Source organism: Pseudomonas sp. G5(2012) (assembly GCF_000408945.1).
Classification (GTDB): domain Bacteria; phylum Pseudomonadota; class Gammaproteobacteria; order Pseudomonadales; family Pseudomonadaceae; genus Aquipseudomonas; species Aquipseudomonas umsongensis.
This window is the reverse complement of record NZ_APIO01000110.1, coordinates 1-17899: the sequence shown is the minus strand read 5'-3', so window position 1 is coordinate 17899 and position 17899 is coordinate 1. Positions and strand designations below refer to the sequence as shown.

Genomic DNA, 17899 nt, shown 5'->3' with positions numbered 1-17899 from the left:
TGGGTCGCCGCGATGGGCCGTCCCTGGCCCAGCGCGGCTAAACCGGCGTCCTGCCGGTTTCCCCACTGCGCAATGCCTGCGTTCGGCCATCGTGGTTAACGGGGCGCCCGGATCAAAAGCCAAAGCGAGGCGGCCTTAAAGCCGACCTGACTTTTACGGGTGTACCTGGATCCCCTGTAGGAGCGAGCCTGCTCGCGAAAAACCCGAGAACACCACGGGGCACCAGACAACACGCATTATCAAAGGCTATCCAGGGATTGTTACAAAATCCGTCAAAGGTGTTTATCAAAACCACGCCTATATGAATCCCACCCCCGCGCCTAAAATTCGCTCCGCCAACCCGGCAAACTGAGTTAACCGAGTTACAGCCCCCACGAAGGCAGTTAACCCAAATCCAAGTAGTGCAGTTCCACACGCAACCTCAAAAAGGTTGCGTGACCCCCTTCGCCCTTAGAAAGGTAAATATTAAATGAAAGCTTTATTGGTACTGGCCCTCAGCAGTCTGTGCGCAACCGCCATGGCAGACGAGGCCCAGACTGATGTCGCGCAGCAACAACCGGCCATCGAGGATTACACTTACTCGATGCACCTGGACATCGCCAAAGTTATTTCAATGAGCGAAGTTCCCAATGTATGCGAAGTTGTCCCGATGAAAATGGAATATGACGACTCCAAGGGCCAGCGCCATATCCTGCGTTACAGCGTCATGGGTAACGGCTGCTCCAGCGGCTGATTGACTGCGCCGAATCCGGCCCACTCAGCCGCGTGCTGAAGGTCGATTCCAGCCCGGCTAACGTCGGGCTCAGTTGTGTCTGGACTGGTCAAAAAACGCCCACAAACACAAGATGTAGTAAAAAAGGCCACTTTCTGCTTACTTTTTGAACAAAACCGATACCCCGCCATTTTTACGAAAAAAAATCTTCACCCGCCAAAGCCCTGTAAACCCTCGCTCCGACCGAAAAACCCGCCCTCTCGACCGTGCCATGCGCGGATTCGCCCCACCACGACCGTGAAAATTTCCATATAATGCGGCCTTAAACGGGCCTGCAATATCCCCTTACAGGGATGAAAAGCCAGTCTGAAGCCCCGCAGCAGCATTCGATGCTGATTTGCGCCCATCAGTGGCTCTCGGAACCCCGTACAAAATTATGTTTATTTGCCTGCGTAGCACCGCTGCAAAAAACGATATCCAACGCGGCCAGCACCGCCGTGTGAAAAAACCAACCCTTCAATTTTCACACGGGCACACTGGCCCTCACGCAGGAGACGACACGTCATGCTGAGCTGGGACGAATTCGACAAAGAAGACACGGAAGTAGTAGCCAAGAGCGCCAACGCCGGCCACGCCACCGAAGCCAACATGGACCGTCTCGACAGCGCCGGCGGTGCCGCCGCCCTGGAAGCTCGCGCCGTGACCGCGTCTGACTCCGCTGCCGTCGCCCGCGCCAAGGCTGCCCTGGATTCCCTCGACGTCGCCGAAGGCCTCGCCGAACTCGAAGGCGCCTCCGCCCGTGTCGCTGTCGATGAAAAGCGCATGATCAACTGCCGTGCCGACCTCAACCAGCTCGTACCCTTCAAGTACGACTGGGCCTGGCAGAAGTACCTGGACGGCTGCGCAAACCACTGGATGCCGCAAGAAGTCAACATGACCGCCGACATCGCCCTCTGGAAAAACCCGGAAGGCCTGACCGACGACGAGCGTCGCATCGTGATGCGCAACCTCGGCTTCTTCTCCACCGCCGACTCCCTGGTTGCCAACAACCTGGTCCTGGCCGTGTACCGCCTGATCACCAACCCGGAATGCCGCCAGTACATCCTGCGCCAGGCCTTCGAAGAGGCGATCCACACCCACGCCTACCAGTACTGCATCGAATCGCTGGCCATGGATGAAGGCGAGATCTTCAACATGTACCACGAGATCCCATCGGTCGCGAAAAAAGCCACCTGGGGCCTGAAATACACCCGTTCGATCTCCGATCCGAAGTTCGAAACCGGCACCGTCGAAACCGACAAAGAGCTGCTGCGCAACCTGATCGCCTACTACTGCGTCCTGGAAGGCATCTTCTTCTACTGCGGCTTCACCCAGATCCTCTCCATGGGCCGCCGCAACAAAATGACCGGCGTCGCCGAGCAGTTCCAGTACATCCTGCGCGACGAATCCATGCACCTGAACTTCGGCATCGACGTGATCAACCAGATCAAAATCGAAAACCCACACCTGTGGGACGCCGAAATGAAGGAAGAAGCTTCGCAGATGATCCTGCAAGGCACCCAACTGGAAATCGAATACGCCCGCGACACCATGCCTCGCGGCGTGCTGGGCATGAACGCGGCGATGATGGAGGACTACCTCAAGTTCATCGCTAACCGTCGCCTGTCGCAGATCGGTCTGAAGGAAGAGTACCCAGGGACGACTAACCCGTTCCCTTGGATGAGCGAGATCATGGACTTGAAGAAAGAGAAGAATTTCTTTGAGACTCGAGTTATTGAGTATCAGACTGGTGGGGCGCTTAGCTGGGATTGATTTCCAAGCTAGCCACGATTTGACGACTTGAATCGGCAAATCGAACATCTGAAAGCCCTCGACTTGTTCGGGGGCTTTTTTATGGATTAGGAAAACTCCATTCGATGGGCTAGATAATGCGCCGGTAGGATCTTCTGTAAGAAACGCCGCTATTTCTTGTAGGAAAATTCGTAGACAGCCGTAGTGGCCACTCAGTATCGTCCGAGGGTTTTCAACTCTCGGCGATTCTATGAGCGAAACGATAAAAGACAGCGACTGGAGCGTTTCAGAGATCAGGGCCGCGGTGGATGCCTATCTAAAAATGCTCGCGCTAGAGCTAAGCGGTCAGAAATTCGTGAAGACTGTAGAAAATCTTGCTCTACGCGAAGCGGCCTTACCCACCCGCACCAAAGGCTCCGTCGAATTCCGGATGCAGAACATCTCTACGGTACTGATGAAGATGGATCGAGAATTCATCAAGGGGTATAAGCCTGCCAAGAACGTTGGTTCGAATGTTGAGCAGTTAATTCGGGCAGCGCTCACCGAACGAGGCGTTCAGCCCGGCGACCCCACCGCTCCGACAGCTGATGAACAAACGCTAGAGCGACGTGCTGCTGCGCTTCAAAAGCAAAAGATCAAGGAGCCGCCAAAAGGTATTAAAAAACCGAAACGAGCAGCAAGCTCTGGCACAGTCTATGTGCGTGATCCCGAGGTGCGAGCGTGGGTGCGAAATGAAGCCGAAGGTCATTGCGATGGCTGTGGCGAACCTGCTCCGTTTCAAAAACTTGGGTTGCCTTATCTGGAAGTCCACCACGTTAAGCCCCTCGCCGAAAAAGGCTCGGATCAAGTCACCAACGCCGTAGCACTCTGCCCGAACTGCCATCGTCGTTGTCATCATTCGAGCGACAGTGAGGAATTCACCGCTTCGCTTTACAAGAAGGTCACACGGCTGATTCCCGAGTAATCGAACTCTGTAGCGAGGTAACTTGCCGATGCAAGGATCAACCCTCCGTCCATGTCTGCATTACTGCAATGGCTCGAGCGCTTGCCGAAGTCGATCCTCCAGCGCCCATATCTCCCGCTTCACCTCCATGCGCCGCTCACGGGCGGCTTGAATGCGAGACTCGTCAAGGCCAGCGTAGCGGCGTAGCCAATGAACGATCATTTCCTCATCAGGGTGGTAATAGTCCTTGTGGCCTTTACTCCCTCTCAGGGTGTCATTCATATCACTGTCGAAGCGGCCAGCCGCGAATTCATCCGGGGGCAACGTGCCCCATTCGGCGGCGCAATCCTCGAATACCCAGGAAATCTCATTGAGGTGTTTTTGCGCTCCGCGATGGCCGCGTTTGTAAAACACCTGCTCGCGGCAACTCTCCTGGAAACGCTCCATCATCGGCTCGTCATCGACCCATTGAAGGATGTCGTGCTGGCCCGCATGGCGGACCAGGCCGTTTATCCAACGCTCGGCAAAACGATCGACAAAGCCTTCCAAATCGGCTTTTTTCGCGTGCGCGAAAATCATGCAGTACCGGGTTTGCACATGGATGACGAACAGCACGTGCTTGCGTTGAACGGTAATCGCGTGGACCAGCCACTGTTCGGCTGACGCATCAGGCGCATCGTCCTCAATAATGGGCGATGGTGGTTTACCCACCGGGGAGATTTTCTTGCCTTTGTGCACACGACTGAAAAAGTTGGCGGCGGCTTCGGTGCAATTGAAGATCAACATCCTGGTTCTCTGGTAGAAGGCGGGTGATAGCGGTTGTCAGTCCTGCTGCACTATCTCATCTGCCCATTCAATCTCATAGGGCTGGCGAACCACGTCAGCAATCTCTTCCCGAGCCGCTTCGCTGAGGACCGACAGCTCTGCATCGGTCAGCAAGTCGTGTCTGACCATCATTCTCAAAGCCATCAGTGCGCTAGAGCGACTGTAAGGATCGAAAGTCCGGACGATGTCTTTATCCCGGTCGCGCATCAGCCGATAAAGCATCCCATACCTGGCTTGAGCCGAAAGCGCACCATGCTCAGTGATGGTCTTGGCATCGGCCAACACACCCTGGCAGAAACGATCGAGCGCCAGCTTGCGCAGTTCCTTGAACTTCTTCCAGTCGCTTTCGATGATGGGCATGAGCATTACCTCTGCGAAGGATCTTTGACGAAGTAAAACGCATTCTTGCCGAAAAATCCTGTCGCATTCAGGTCACTGAGTCGGAGGGGCTGGAATTCGCCCCGACACCGCCAAAATCGAGATTGTCAGATTTTTTGTGTGCGGGACGGTTATGGCCTGCCCTCTTACCTGAATTTCACCAGCAAAGATCCAATCAACAGCCAAACACCACTACCAACCAACATGACAGCTTTTATTTTTAGTAGACGCTTCAGATGAGGAGGGAAGTTTTTAATATCCTCGGGGTCCAGTTCACCACTGCGGATTGATGCGTTTGGCATCATTACCATCCCGGCGATTTTTGCTACCAGCATAAGGCACCCAAACCATCCCTGAGTCCTCAGGCCCGGCCCCCAGATCGCGATATAGCGACTGTTCTTCAGGGCCCCCATCATCACATCCAGATGACGGCCTAAATATAGGGAGTACGCGATACCCACAACCCCCAGTAGGAATGGTCCCCCAACAACAGTTATGGAAACCCAGGTTGGCCACATGTCGATCATGGCGTTGAGCCTTCGTATATTTTTTCGCCTAAAAACTCTCCTCCATCACCACCACGGGTCGTACCCAGCCATGCCCCACCACCTATCAAGGTCGCAATGCAGACAACGCCCCCAATGCCTGTAGTGTATCCAAGCGCCAGGCAGACAGGCGCACTGGCATATTTGCCTAACTCTGCACCCACAATGCCACCAACGATGGACCCGATGAATTTTCCACCCTCAGTAAATCTAACCTTCTCGCAAGCCGCACCAGAATCCCCAACACAAACTTCCTGAATAGCCAGCAGCGAAGAAACCCCGCCAATACCAATGCCTATGTAACCACCGGTGCTCATGTACTTGGCAGCCCGACTGATCGCATTCACATGGGTGGCATAACCCGGTATCGGCCCCGGCGCCCCAGCCTTGTCCCAGTGATGCACCAGGCTACGACTGGAAATGCCGAGGGCGGTCTTCAATTTGGGGTGATCACCCAAGGTGGTCACACCACGAAGGCGCGTGGAGTTCAGCAGGTGGGCATCCAGCTGGGCGAGCAGACGCTGGCGCTCGGCAACAAACGGCTTCGATCTCAGGTTGCCATGCTGGCGATAGGTTTCCTGATGCAGGCGCTCTATGCCCTGGAGGGTGTCGCGCAGGCGGATCAGGTGCTTCTCCATTACCGCTGCGCTGACGCCGAGAACGGTCGAAGTATCGCCGGTAAAACTGGCAATTTCGGCGCCGTGGCGATACATGAACTCCGCTTCTGCTGGCGTCAGGGGATCGAGGGCTGCCTTGACCTGTTGCGCGGCCTGCATCAGCTGGGCTTCCTGGTAGGTGCAGGAACTGTTGTTCGGATCGCTCAGCACAATCATCGAACCGGCTTTGAGATCGCTTCGACCAGGGTTGAGCGCCTGGAACTTGTTCAGGGTGGCGTGTTGGCGCGAGGGGAAAAGCGCGGCCTCCAGTTGTTCGCGGCTCATGCTGTGGGGAACAACGTAGAAGCCCGGTTCCGGTAAGTCTGTTCTGTTGAATGCGGCTGGAGCCGGATGACTTGAAGGGGCGAAACCGGATTGACGTGGCACTGCCGGCTGAGTGCTAGCGGCGGGTGCGGTTGGCTCAGCCGCTCTTCTGGACACCGGCGGTGAAGCGTCCGCTTTCGTGTAAGTTGCCGTGAGTACCGTGGGGATCAGACTGGCCTTACAAGGGCAATTGCTGTAGCTATCCAGCGTGCCAGCCATGGGCCTTCCATGACTGGTCATGTACGAGATGCCACCGACGATCCGATACGTCTTCCTGTCCTTTCCACAGGTGACTCGATCACCATCGCAGGCGTGGGCAACGCCATACATCATGATCCGGGTGTCACCATCGAGAACTGTGCCGCCACAGGTGGTTCGGTCATTCAAACCGATGAAATGTCCTTCTCTCATTGAATTTCTTCTCCATGACTTCCGGTCGAGTCCAGAAGGTTTACGACGAGGGGTTGCGACCGTCAGTTGCGTCAGCATTCAAGCAACGCCGAACTGAGACAGCCTTGGGCAGCGCCAGACTTGATCGCTCAGTCCGCGATAGATGGAAGAAAATCCTTAACCATCGACTCCCCTTCGCGCGCAACAAACACCAAGCCGTCCTGCGGCGTATTGATGATCTCGTCGCCATTGCTGAGCAAGCTGCCGACCAACGCCACATCATTGTTAACCTGCCCGGCGCCTGTGATGATCTGCGCCGTACTGCCATCGACATACATGACGTAGTCGCCTTTGCGCGCTCCATGCACCGACTGTCCATTTTCCAGCTTGAACTCCTGCAGTCCGGTCCCTTGCTGGATCACTCCGCCGTTACGGGTATGACTGCCCTCGGTGGCAAAGCGGAAGATGGCGATGGCGGGATGTCATCAAGGTATGCCTGCTGTTCGCGAACAGTCGCCTGGGTTTCCTCATCGAATCGCGCAATGTGCTGCTCAGTGAAGTGCGGGGTGTCCAGGCTGCGGAGGTATTCTGGGGAAACAGCATTGCCATACAAGAACTAAAAGGGTGCATTCATTTCAAACTCCTTATCCTTGGAAGGGTGTTCAGAAATAATGCAGCGGACGCTAACAGCGTTACGACCCTCACGGCAGGGTCAAAAAGACGATTCAGAAGTTTCTCCAGAAGAAACAATCCTTTTCCTACAAAAGGGTCTGTCCATGGAGGCCACGTGGATGAATCAACCCTCAGTCCGGCCGACTCAACGAAGTCCACAACAACTGCGCCGCATACCCCCGATACGGCCGCCACCCCTCAGCCCTCTCCAGCAACTGCCGAGCCGTCACCGGCCCACCCTCCAATGCCGCCAACGCATTGATCAGCCCAACATCCCCATTCGGCAACCCATCCATTTCCCGCAACTGCCGCAGGGCAATGTACTGCGCCGTCCAGTCGCCGATGCCGTACAACGCCAGCAACCGCGCCACCCCGCCGTGCCGACCGGGTTCAAACAACAGGGGATCATCGATCACCGCCTGGGCCACGCCAGACAGCGTACGGCCTCGGCTTTTCGGCATCCCCAATGTCGCAAGGTCCGCCGCCGCCAGCTCCGCCGCTTCGGGAAACACATGGGTCAGGCCACCGCGCGGCGAGCTCAAGGGTGTGCCGTATTGCGCCACCAGCTTCCCGGCCAGTTTGATAGCCGCGCCCACGGTAATCTGCTGCCCCAACACCGCGCGGATCGCCAGTTCCAGTCCGTCCCACGTCCCCGGTACGCGCAGCCCTGGGCGGTCTGTAATTAGTCGTGCCAGCAGTGGGTCAGCCGACAGATGCTGTTGCATGCTGATCAGGTCGGCATCCAGATCAAACATCCGCCGCAGCCTGGCGACAATCTCGGGCACTGCGCTGGCGTCGGGAAAGTCCAGCGTCAGTTCCAGTGAGTCCGCCGTCGCAGGCCCGATAGCGAGCGTGCCGTGGACCCCGTTCAAGCCGATGCTGCGTGAGTAGACGTCGCCGACCACTTCTTCCATTCCAGTGATCGCCCGCGCCGACAGGAACCCCACCATCGCGCGCCAGTCGTAGGGCGCCTGGAACGCCAGCAGTAACTTCACAGGCTGAGCACTCCGCTGTACAGCGCATACGCCGCCAGTCCGGCAGCGCTGATGACACAGGTAAATATGCCCTTCTCGAGGGTGGTGAACAGCGGTTTGCCCTGTTCATGCCTGGCCTTGGCGAACAGGATCACGCCGGGCGCGTAGAGCAGCGCCGAGAGCAGCAGATACTTCACGCCACCGGCATACAGCAACCACACGGCATAGCTCAGGGCGATGCCGCCGATCAGCAGGTCCTTGGTGCGTTCGGCGGAGGCGTGTTCATAGGTTTCACCGCGACCGCTCAGCAGCACCGCATAAGCCGCCGACCACAGATAGGGCACCAGGATCATCGATGAAGCGAGGTAGATCAGGCTGGTGTAGGTGCCGGCGGAAAACAGGGTGATCAGCAGAAACAGCTGAATCATCATGTTGGTCAGCCACAGCGCATTGACCGGCACATGGTTGGCGTTTTCCTTGGTCAGGAATGCCGGCATGGTCTTGTCCTTCGCGGTGGCGAACAGGATCTCCGCACACAGCAATGCCCAGGACAGCAACGCGCCCAGCAGTGAGATCCCCAGGCCGATACTGATCAGCAACGCGCCCCACGGGCCGACAATATGCTCGAGCACCGAGGCCAGCGACGGGTTCTGCAAGGTGGCCAGTTCCGGCTGACTGAGGATCCCCAGCGACAGCACGTTGACCAATACCAGCAGCGCCAGCACCCCGAGAAAACCGATGACCGTGGCCCGGCCCACATCCGCGCGCTTTTCCGCCCGCGCCGAGTAGACACTGGCGCCCTCGATGCCGATGAACACGAACACGGTGACCAGCATCATGTTGCGCACCTGGTCCATCACGCTACCGAAACTCGGGTTGCTGCGGCCCCAGATGTCCCGAGTGAAGATATCCGCCTTGAACGCCACGGCGGCGATCACGATGAACATGATCAGCGGCACGATCTTGGCCACGGTCGTCAACAGGTTGATGAAAGCGGCTTCCTTGATCCCGCGCATCACTATGAAATGCACCGTCCACAGCAGCAAAGACGCACAGGCGATGGCGGTCGGGGTGTTGCCTTCGCCGAACACCGGAAAGAAAAACCCCAGGGTGCTGAACAGCAGCACGAAATAGCCGACGTTGCCCAACCAGGCACTGATCCAGTAACCCCAGGCCGACGAGAATCCCATGTAGTCGCCGAAACCGGCCTTGGCGTAGGCGTACACCCCCGAGTCCAGTTCCGGCTTGCGATTGGCCAGGGTCTGGAAGACGAAGGCCAGGGTCAGCATGCCGACGGCCGTAATGGCCCAGCCGATCAGGATCGCCCCCGCATCGGCCTTGGCCGCCATGTTCTGCGGCAGGGAAAAGATACCGCCGCCAATCATCGATCCGACGACCAGGGCGATCAGTGCGCTCAGGCGAAGCTTTTGCGTCGATTGCGACATGGCGGCGTCTCCAGTTACCAGGGGCGGCCATTGCCGCAAGATCGTCACATAACCTGCGTTAACTAAATGGATGAAGCGTAATGACGTTTATTGGATAACGCCAACAAACGCCCATCCAAGTGCCAGATAAAACCCAATAGGCATCGATATATTTTTTTGCTTTATACAACTTTTTGGATAAGCCAATTCCGTTCTGACAACCCTCCGCGGAAATTTGCGGATTGGCAAAAACGGGCTAGCTTCATAAGTCGCAAGGAAAGCGAAAAAGTTTCAACAAAAATTCAACGAAGCCTCTGGGACAAGCATTACAGGCATTAGCTTTGTATGAGCGATTTTTTGGTTATTCACAATGGAATGTCGACCTGCACTGATCTAAGTCAGTCCACTCAATGGCGGGCGGACCTAGTCTGTTGCCTCTCTCCTCCTGCAATGGAGTCATGCAATGTCTGAAACTCCCGGAAAACTGAAACTCGGCGCGCTGATTGCCCTGGTCGTCGGTTCGATGATTGGTGGCGGCATCTTTTCCCTGCCGCAAAACATGGCGGCCAGTGCCGATGTCGGCGCCATTCTGATTGGCTGGGCGATCACCGCCGTCGGCATGCTCACCCTGGCCTTTGTCTTCCAGACCCTGGCCAATCGCAAGCCCGACCTGGATGGCGGGGTCTACGCCTACGCCAAGGCCGGTTTCGGCGACTACATGGGTTTCTCTTCGGCCTGGGGTTACTGGATCAGTGCCTGGCTGGGCAACGTTGGTTACTTCGTCCTGTTATTCAGCACCCTGGGTTACTTCTTCCCGGTGTTCGGCGAGGGCAATACCGTCGCCGCCGTGGTCGGTGCGTCCGTGTTGCTGTGGGCCGTGCATTGGCTGGTACTGCGGGGAATCAAGGAAGCGGCATTCATCAACCTGGTGACCACGATCGCCAAGATCGTACCGCTGATACTGTTTGTGCTGATTACGATTTTCGCCTTCAAACTGGAGATCTTCACCGCCGACATCTGGGGCCTGAAGAATCCGGACCTTGGCAGCGTCATGAACCAGGTGCGCAACATGATGCTGGTCACCGTGTGGGTGTTCATCGGCATCGAGGGCGCGAGCATTTTCTCGGCCCGGGCGGAAAAACGCAGTGATGTGGGTAAGGCCACGGTGATCGGGTTTATCACCGTGCTGCTGATTTTGGTACTGGTGAACGTGCTGTCGCTGGGCATCCTGACCCAACCGGAACTGGCCAAGCTGCAGAACCCGTCGATGGCCGCTGTGCTGGAACACGTGGTGGGTCCTTGGGGGGCGGTGTTGATCAGCGTCGGCCTGATCATCTCGTTGCTCGGAGCCCTGCTGTCGTGGGTGCTGCTGTGTGCGGAGATCATGTTCGCCGCCGCCAAGGATCACACCATGCCGGCGTTCCTGCGCAAGGAAAACGCCAACCAGGTACCGGTCAACGCCCTGTGGCTGACCAATGCCATGGTCCAGATATTCCTGGTCATCACGTTGTTTTCGGCCAGCACCTACCTGTCGCTGATCTACCTCGCCACTTCGATGATCCTGGTGCCTTACCTGTGGTCGGCGGCGTACGCCCTGTTGTTGGCCGTGCGCGGCGAAACTTACGAAGGCGCGGCGAGCGAGCGTCAGAAGGACCTGTTCATTGGTGCCGTGGCCCTGATCTATGCGGTCTGGCTGCTGTACGCCGGCGGCATGAAATACCTGCTGCTCTCGGCCCTGCTCTATGCGCCCGGCGTGATCCTGTTCGCCAAGGCCAAGCTGGAACTCAAGAAACCGGTTTTCACCAACGTCGAGAAGCTGATTTTCGCCGCGGTGGTCGTCGGCGCCCTGGTGGCGGCCTACGGTCTCTACGACGGCTTCCTGACCCTGTAACACGACTGATTTGCCATCTGGAGGTTCACTGAAATGACCACGGAAAAAGTTAAGTACGGCGTCCATTCCGAAGCCGGCAAACTGCGCAAAGTCATGGTTTGCTCCCCAGGGCTCGCCCATCAGCGCCTGACCCCGAACAACTGCGACGAACTGCTGTTCGATGATGTGCTGTGGGTGGCACAGGCCAAGCGCGACCATTTCGATTTCGTCACCAAAATGCGTGAACGAAATGTCGATGTACTGGAGATGCACAACCTGCTGACCGACATCGTCGCCATCCCCGAAGCGCTGGACTGGATTCTCGAGCGCAAGATCACCGCCGATTCGGTGGGCCTGGGCCTGATCAATGAAACCGGCTCGTGGCTGCGCAGCCTGGAACCGCGCAAGATCGCCGAATTCCTGATCGGTGGTGTCTCGGCCGATGACCTGCCGGACAGTTTCGGCGGCAAGACCATCCAGATGTTCCGCGAATTCCTCGGCCACTCAAGCTTCATCCTGCCGCCGCTACCCAACACCCAGTTCACCCGCGATACCACGTGCTGGATCTACGGTGGCGTCACGCTCAACCCGATGTACTGGCCGGCACGTCGCCAGGAAACGCTGTTGACCACCGCCATCTACAAATTCCATCCGCAATTCACCAACGCTGAATTCCAGATCTGGTACGGCGACCCGGACAAGGACCATGGCAGTTCCACGCTGGAAGGCGGCGATGTGATGCCGATCGGCAACGGCGTGGTCCTGATCGGCATGGGCGAACGCTCGTCCCGCCAAGCCATCGGCCAACTGGCTGTCAGTCTGTTCAAGCACAAGGCCGTGGAAAAAGTCATCGTCGCCGGCCTGCCTAAATCCCGCGCGGCGATGCACCTGGACACCGTGTTCAGCTTCTGTGACCGCGATGTGGTGACCATTTTCCCGGAAGTGGTGAACCAGATTGTCGCCTTCACCCTGCGCCCCGATGAAAGCAAGCCGGGCGGCATCGATATCCGCCGCGAAGAAACCAACTTCCTCGACACCGTGGCCAAGGCCCTCAACCTCAAGGCCCTGCGCGTCGTCGAAACCGGCGGCAACAGTTTCGCCGCCGAACGCGAGCAATGGGACGACGGCAACAACGTGGTCGCCGTGGAGCCCGGTGTGGTCATCGGCTACGACCGCAACACCTACACCAACACCCTGCTGCGCAAGGCCGGTGTGGAAGTCATCACCATCAGCGCAGGCGAACTGGGACGCGGTCGCGGCGGCGGCCATTGCATGACCTGCCCGATCATCCGCGATCCGATCGACTACTAACCTATCAGCCTTGGCCCGCACCGACCGAGCGCGGGCCAACGGGATAACCGACACCTTAGGAGATCCAAAATGGCGTTCAATATCCATAACCGCAATCTGCTGAGCCTGGAACACCACACCCCTCGCGAATTGCGCTACCTGCTCGACCTGTCCCGCGATCTCAAGCGGGCCAAATACACCGGCACCGAACAGCAACACCTCAAGGGCAACAACATCGCGCTGATCTTCGAGAAAACCTCGACCCGCACCCGCTGTGCGTTCGAAGTCGCCGCCTATGACCAGGGTGCCAATGTCACCTACATCGACCCGAACTCCTCGCAGATCGGCCACAAGGAAAGCATGAAGGACACCGCCCGCGTGCTCGGGCGCATGTATGACGCCATCGAGTACCGTGGCTTCAAACAGGAAATCGTCGAGGAGCTGGCCAAGTTTGCCGGCGTGCCTGTATTCAACGGCCTGACCGATGAATATCACCCGACACAAATGATCGCCGACGTGCTGACCATGCGTGAACACGCCGACAAGCCGATCCACGAAATCAGCTATGCCTACCTTGGGGATGCGCGTAACAACATGGGCAACTCGCTGCTGCTGATCGGCGCCAAGCTGGGCATGGACGTGCGCATCTGCGCGCCGAAAGCCCTGTGGCCGGCGGACGACCTGGTGGCTCGCTGCAAAAAATACGGAGAGGAAAGCGGCGCGCGCATCACTCTCACCGAAGACCCGAAAGCGGCGGTCAAGGGCGTGGACTTCATCCACACCGACGTCTGGGTCTCTATGGGCGAGCCGGTTGAAGCCTGGGCCGAACGCATCCAGCAATTGCTGCCGTATCAGGTGAATGCCGAGCTGATGAAAGCCACCGGCAACCCGCGCACCAAGTTCATGCACTGCCTGCCGGCCTTCCACAACAGCGATACCAAGGTCGGCAAGCAGATTGCCGAGCAGTACCCGCACCTGAAGAACGGCATCGAAGTGACCGATGACGTGTTCGAGTCGCCGGCCTGCATCGCTTTCGAGCAAGCGGAGAACCGCATGCACACGATCAAGGCGATTCTGGTGTCGACACTGGCGGATCTGTAAGGACTGAAGCCCCCTCCATCCGATCGTTCCCACGCTCTGCGTGGGAATGCCGCCACGGACGCTCCGCGTCCGATGTGACGCGGAGCGTCACGGGATGCATTCCCACGGGGACCGTGGGAACGATCAAACTGAAAGGACATGCACCATGCGTATCGTCGTTGCTCTGGGCGGTAACGCCCTGCTCCGCCGGGGTGAACCCATGACCGCGGACAACCAGCGCGCCAATATCCGGATCGCCACCGAGCAGATCGCCAAGATCCATCCCGGCAACCAACTGGTCATCGCCCACGGCAATGGCCCGCAAGTCGGCCTGCTATCGCTGCAAGCGGCCGCCTACACCTCGGTGTCACCTTACCCGCTGGACGTCCTCGGCGCCGAAACCGAGGGCATGATCGGCTACATCATCGAACAGGAGCTGGGCAACCTGCTGGACTTCGAGGTGCCCTTCGCCACCTTGCTGACCCAGGTCGAAGTCGATGCCAACGACCCGGCCTTCCAGAAACCCAGCAAACCCATTGGCCCGGTGTACGGCAAGGCCGAGGCAGAAAAACTGGCTGCCGAAAAAGGCTGGGCCATCGCCCCCGACGGCGACAAATTCCGCCGCGTGGTCGCCAGCCCCAAACCCAAGCGCATCTTCGAAATCCGCCCGATCAAATGGCTGCTGGAAAAAGGCAGCATCGTGATCTGTGCCGGCGGTGGCGGCATCCCCACCATGTACACCGCACCCGGCAAACTTGAGGGCGTGGAAGCTGTGATCGACAAAGACCTGTGCTCGGCGCTGTTGGCCGAACAGCTGGAAGCCGATCTGTTGGTGATCGCCACCGACGTCAACGCCGCCTTTATCGATTTCGGTAAACCGACGCAGAAAGCCATCGCCCAGGCGCACCCCGACGAAATGGAAAAGCTCGGCTTCGCCGCTGGCTCCATGGGACCGAAGGTGCAGGCAGCCTGCGAGTTCGCACGCCATACTGGAAAAGTCGCGGTGATCGGCTCTCTGGCGGACATCGAGGCGATCGTCCAGGGCAAGGCTGGCACACGCATCAGCACAGCGACACCTGGCATTACTTACTTGTAAGGAGAGAAGTCCATGGCACAGTTTGAGCCAGGTCACTTGCACATCGAGCGTCATGCGCTGACACCGGACGATGTCAGTTACAACGTGCACCTCGACTATGAAGTCAGCACCAATGACAAAGGTGAAAAAGGCATCCTGTTCACCATGCATGGCAACATTCAAGGCAAGGACATGTCAGAGCCCTTCTTCCTGCCCAAGGAGGAGGCCTACAACTTCGCCAGGGATGTGACGAGAATTGCCGAGAAGTACGGGATTCCGAAGGCACACAGCCAGATCGGCTCGATCCACAAGCACTACGACTTGATGTTCGAAGACATCCGGCAGCAGTTGAATATGAAATCCGGTGATCCGGTAAACCCCGAACACTTCGAGTAACCCGAACACACGTTCTGTGCTCAACCCAAACCACTGTGGGAGTGGGCTTGCTCGCGAAAGCGCTGTATCAGTCGCCATCCTCGTTGACTGACACGACGCCTTCGCGAGCAGGCTCGCTCCCACAAGGGTCTAACCCCCGGCATTGAAGTCCACGCAGGATTTCACCATTAGCCCGCCCCAAGGCATACTTGCCACCCTCCGCACGCCAGAACCCAAAACTGCACCATGCGTATCCACGTCAGCTTCATCGATCGCGTCGGCATTACCCAGGAAGTCCTGGCCTTGCTCGGTGGACGAAACCTCAACCTGGATGCGGTGGAAATGGTTCCGCCCAACGTCTACATCGACGCGCCGACCCTGAGCCCCGAAGTGCTGGAAGAGTTGCGTGATGCGCTGTTGAGCGTGCGGGGCGTACAAGCCATGACCGTGGTCGACATTCTTCCCGGGCAACGTCGGCACCTGCAGCTCGATGCGCTGCTCGCGGCGATGACCGACCCGGTGCTGGCGCTGGACAGCGCTGGCAAGGTGCTGCTGGCCAACCCGGCGTTGATTGCCCTGTACGGTCGCGAGCCGGCCGGAGAAAGTGTCGCCGACCTGTTTGCCGATCCGGCGCTGCTCGATGCGTTGCTCGAACACGGTTTTCGCCTGCCGTTGCGAGAGATCACCGTCAACGGCCAGACCTTGTTGCTCGACGCCACGCCGATCACCGACGCTGGCGCCCTGTTGACCCTGTATCAACCCAATCGCATCGGTGAGCGCCTGTCGGCATTGCACCATGATCACGCTGAAGGCTTCGATGCGTTGCTGGGCGAATCGCCGGTCATTCGCACGCTCAAGGTTCGCGCGCAGCGGGTGGCGGCACTCGATGCGCCGCTGTTGATCCAGGGCGAAACCGGCACCGGCAAAGAACTGGTGGCGCGGGCTTGCCATGCCATCAGCGCCCGCCACAACGCACCGTTCCTGGCATTGAATTGCGCGGCACTGCCGGAGAACCTCGCCGAAAGCGAACTGTTCGGCTACGCCCCCGGCGCCTTTACCGGGGCACAACGGGGCGGCAAGCCGGGGCTGATGGAACTGGCCAACCAGGGCACGGTGTTTCTCGACGAAATCGGCGAAATGTCACCGTACTTGCAGGCCAAGCTGCTGCGATTCCTCAACGATGGCAGCTTCCGTCGGGTGGGCGGCGACCGCGAGGTCAAGGTCAACGTGCGAATCCTCAGCGCGACCCACCGCGACCTGGAGAAAATGGTCAGCGAAGGCTTGTTCCGCGAAGACCTGTTTTACCGCCTCAACGTACTCAATGTCGAAGTCCCGCCCCTGCGCGAACGCGGGCAGGACATCCTGCTCCTGGCCCGCTATTTCATGCAGCAGGCTTGCGCACAGATCCAGCGCCCGGTCTGTCGCCTGGCGCCGGGCACTTACCCGGCGCTGCTCGGCAACCGCTGGCCGGGCAACGTGCGGCAACTGCAAAACGTGATTTTCCGTGCAGCGGCCATTTGTGAAAGCAGCCTGGTGGACATTGGCGACCTCGACATCGCTGGCACCTCGGTGGCACGCCAGAGCGATCAGGATATCGACAGCCTGGAGCAGGCCATGGATGAGTTCGAGAAAACCCTGCTGGAAAAGCTCTACGTCAGCTACCCCTCGACCCGCCAACTGGCCAGCCGCCTGCAAACGTCTCATACCGCCATCGCTCATCGATTGCGCAAGTACGGCATCCCCAAACAGCCTTGAAATTGATCGTTCCCACGCTCCGCGTGGGAACGATCGATTCAAAAGCGACCTCCACCTGTACTGAAAGCGCTACAGCGGAACGATATCGCTACACCCCTCTGCAACCAGCCCTGCGCAAGGCTTTGATCCACTTCAGCTTTTTTCTCCTGCTGCGGCCGTAGCGATTTCGCTACAGCCTGCGAACTCAGCTTGACCTAATATAATCTTAACTTGTTGATTTATAACAATAAAACAACATTGGCCGCCTTTTTGCTTAGTAAGCCCCATAAACCAGGGCATTGCCCAAGCATTCAATCGCGTCCACCAGACGAGTCTGGCCCCCTTAGGAGTTTCCATGAGCGAGTTGCGTTTTACTGAAGATCACGAATGGCTGCGCACCGAAGCTGACGGCACTGTCACAGTCGGCATCACCGCTTTCGCGCAGAACGCTCTGGGCGACGTGGTTTTCGTACAACTGCCAGAGTTGCAGTCCTACGACAAAGGCGCTGAAGCAGCCACCGTGGAATCGGTAAAAGCCGCCAGCGGCGTGTACATGCCACTGGACGGAGAAGTGCTGGAAGTGAACCCGGCGCTGGACGCCAGCCCTGAGCTGGTCAACGAAGATCCGCTGGGCGAAGGCTGGTTCTTCCGTTTCCAGCCCGCTGACGCTGCCGCTATCGGCCAACTGCTGGATCAGGACGCCTACGACCGCCTGATCAAAGCCCAAGCCGAAGCCTGAGGAGCCTGCCATGACTATCAATCTCAGCACCGCCAATGAATTCATCGCCCGCCACATCGGCCCCCGCGCCGGTGACGAGCAAGCCATGCTCAACACCCTCGG

The 17899-nt window shown here is 58.2% G+C and carries 18 protein-coding genes and 1 pseudogene; 11 read left to right on the top strand and 8 right to left on the bottom strand.

The genetic code is table 11. The annotated features are described in order from the left end of the window. The first annotated feature begins 469 nt into the window (after positions 1 to 469). The 3 genes from PG5_RS27115 to PG5_RS27105 all read left to right on the top strand — a co-directional run bounded on the left by PG5_RS27115 (position 470) and on the right by PG5_RS27105 (position 3467). The gene (locus tag PG5_RS27115) at positions 470 to 733 is read left to right on the top strand and encodes a DUF2790 domain-containing protein (RefSeq protein ID WP_008058016.1); all 264 of its coding nucleotides are present in this window, start codon (positions 470 to 472) and stop codon (positions 731 to 733) included. Between the two features lie 543 nt (positions 734 to 1276). Further along, positions 1277 to 2524, top strand: a complete 1248-nt coding sequence (locus PG5_RS27110; protein ID WP_020800276.1) for a ribonucleotide-diphosphate reductase subunit beta — start codon at positions 1277 to 1279, stop codon at positions 2522 to 2524. Between the two features lie 229 nt (positions 2525 to 2753). Next, positions 2754 to 3467, top strand: a complete 714-nt coding sequence (locus tag PG5_RS27105) for an HNH endonuclease signature motif containing protein (protein ID WP_020800275.1) — start codon at positions 2754 to 2756, stop codon at positions 3465 to 3467. Positions 3468 to 3527: 60 nt separating this feature from the next. Here PG5_RS27105 and PG5_RS27100 read toward each other — a convergent pair whose 3' ends face one another. The 8 genes and pseudogenes from PG5_RS27100 to arcD (PG5_RS27070) all read right to left on the bottom strand — a co-directional run bounded on the left by PG5_RS27100 (position 3528) and on the right by arcD (PG5_RS27070) (position 9655). Further along, positions 3528 to 4232 (bottom strand): hypothetical protein, encoded by a 705-nt coding sequence (locus PG5_RS27100; RefSeq protein ID WP_020800274.1) that lies wholly within the window; start codon positions 4230 to 4232, stop codon positions 3528 to 3530. Positions 4233 to 4268: 36 nt separating this feature from the next. Next, positions 4269 to 4631: a hypothetical protein gene (locus tag PG5_RS27095; protein WP_020800273.1), complete on the bottom strand. Its 363-nt coding sequence runs from the start codon at positions 4629 to 4631 to the stop codon at positions 4269 to 4271. A 164-nt stretch (positions 4632 to 4795) separates the two neighbouring features. Next, the gene (locus PG5_RS27090) at positions 4796 to 5176 is read right to left on the bottom strand and encodes a hypothetical protein (RefSeq protein WP_042955789.1); all 381 of its coding nucleotides are present in this window, start codon (positions 5174 to 5176) and stop codon (positions 4796 to 4798) included. Next, on the bottom strand, positions 5173 to 6135 hold the full coding sequence (locus PG5_RS27085; protein ID WP_020800271.1) for a hypothetical protein: 963 nt from the start codon (positions 6133 to 6135) through the stop codon (positions 5173 to 5175). Before PG5_RS27085 ends, PG5_RS27090 begins: the two co-directional genes overlap by 4 nt. 297 nt (positions 6136 to 6432) lie before the next feature. Then, a pseudogene (locus PG5_RS35055) lies at positions 6433 to 6504 on the bottom strand (PAAR domain-containing protein); the annotation flags it as partial. 209 nt (positions 6505 to 6713) lie between these two features. After that, positions 6714 to 6986, bottom strand: a complete 273-nt coding sequence (locus tag PG5_RS27080; protein WP_020800269.1) for a hypothetical protein — start codon at positions 6984 to 6986, stop codon at positions 6714 to 6716. 381 nt (positions 6987 to 7367) lie between these two features. After that, complete coding sequence (locus PG5_RS27075) at positions 7368 to 8231, bottom strand: DNA-3-methyladenine glycosylase (RefSeq protein WP_020800268.1); 864 nt, start codon at positions 8229 to 8231, stop codon at positions 7368 to 7370. Continuing rightward, positions 8228 to 9655 (bottom strand): arginine-ornithine antiporter, encoded by a 1428-nt coding sequence (arcD, locus tag PG5_RS27070; RefSeq protein WP_020800267.1) that lies wholly within the window; start codon positions 9653 to 9655, stop codon positions 8228 to 8230. The genes PG5_RS27075 and arcD (PG5_RS27070) overlap by 4 nt, the downstream gene beginning before the upstream one ends. A 442-nt stretch (positions 9656 to 10097) precedes the next feature. Here arcD (PG5_RS27070) and arcD (PG5_RS27065) point away from each other — a divergent pair, with 442 nt between their 5' ends. The 8 genes from arcD (PG5_RS27065) to PG5_RS35480 form a co-directional block, all read left to right on the top strand. Beyond that, the gene (gene arcD / locus PG5_RS27065) at positions 10098 to 11525 is read left to right on the top strand and encodes an arginine-ornithine antiporter (RefSeq protein ID WP_020800266.1); all 1428 of its coding nucleotides are present in this window, start codon (positions 10098 to 10100) and stop codon (positions 11523 to 11525) included. 33 nt (positions 11526 to 11558) lie between these two features. Beyond that, the gene (gene arcA / locus PG5_RS27060) at positions 11559 to 12815 is read left to right on the top strand and encodes an arginine deiminase (RefSeq protein ID WP_020800265.1); all 1257 of its coding nucleotides are present in this window, start codon (positions 11559 to 11561) and stop codon (positions 12813 to 12815) included. Positions 12816 to 12884: 69 nt separating this feature from the next. Beyond that, positions 12885 to 13895, top strand: coding sequence for an ornithine carbamoyltransferase (locus PG5_RS27055; RefSeq protein WP_020800264.1), 1011 nt, complete (start codon positions 12885 to 12887; stop codon positions 13893 to 13895). A gap of 145 nt (positions 13896 to 14040) precedes the next feature. After that, positions 14041 to 14970: a carbamate kinase gene (arcC, locus tag PG5_RS27050; protein WP_020800263.1), complete on the top strand. Its 930-nt coding sequence runs from the start codon at positions 14041 to 14043 to the stop codon at positions 14968 to 14970. Positions 14971 to 14982: 12 nt separating this feature from the next. Beyond that, the gene (locus tag PG5_RS27045; RefSeq protein WP_020800262.1) at positions 14983 to 15345 is read left to right on the top strand and encodes a DUF5064 family protein; all 363 of its coding nucleotides are present in this window, start codon (positions 14983 to 14985) and stop codon (positions 15343 to 15345) included. A gap of 225 nt (positions 15346 to 15570) precedes the next feature. Beyond that, positions 15571 to 17079 (top strand): sigma-54-dependent transcriptional regulator, encoded by a 1509-nt coding sequence (locus PG5_RS27040; RefSeq protein WP_020800261.1) that lies wholly within the window; start codon positions 15571 to 15573, stop codon positions 17077 to 17079. Between the two features lie 334 nt (positions 17080 to 17413). Further along, the gene (gene gcvH / locus PG5_RS27035) at positions 17414 to 17797 is read left to right on the top strand and encodes a glycine cleavage system protein GcvH (protein ID WP_020800259.1); all 384 of its coding nucleotides are present in this window, start codon (positions 17414 to 17416) and stop codon (positions 17795 to 17797) included. Positions 17798 to 17807: 10 nt separating this feature from the next. Continuing rightward, positions 17808 to 17899 (top strand): hypothetical protein (locus tag PG5_RS35480; RefSeq protein ID WP_371106622.1); only part of this gene is annotated, 92 nt, incomplete at its 3' end.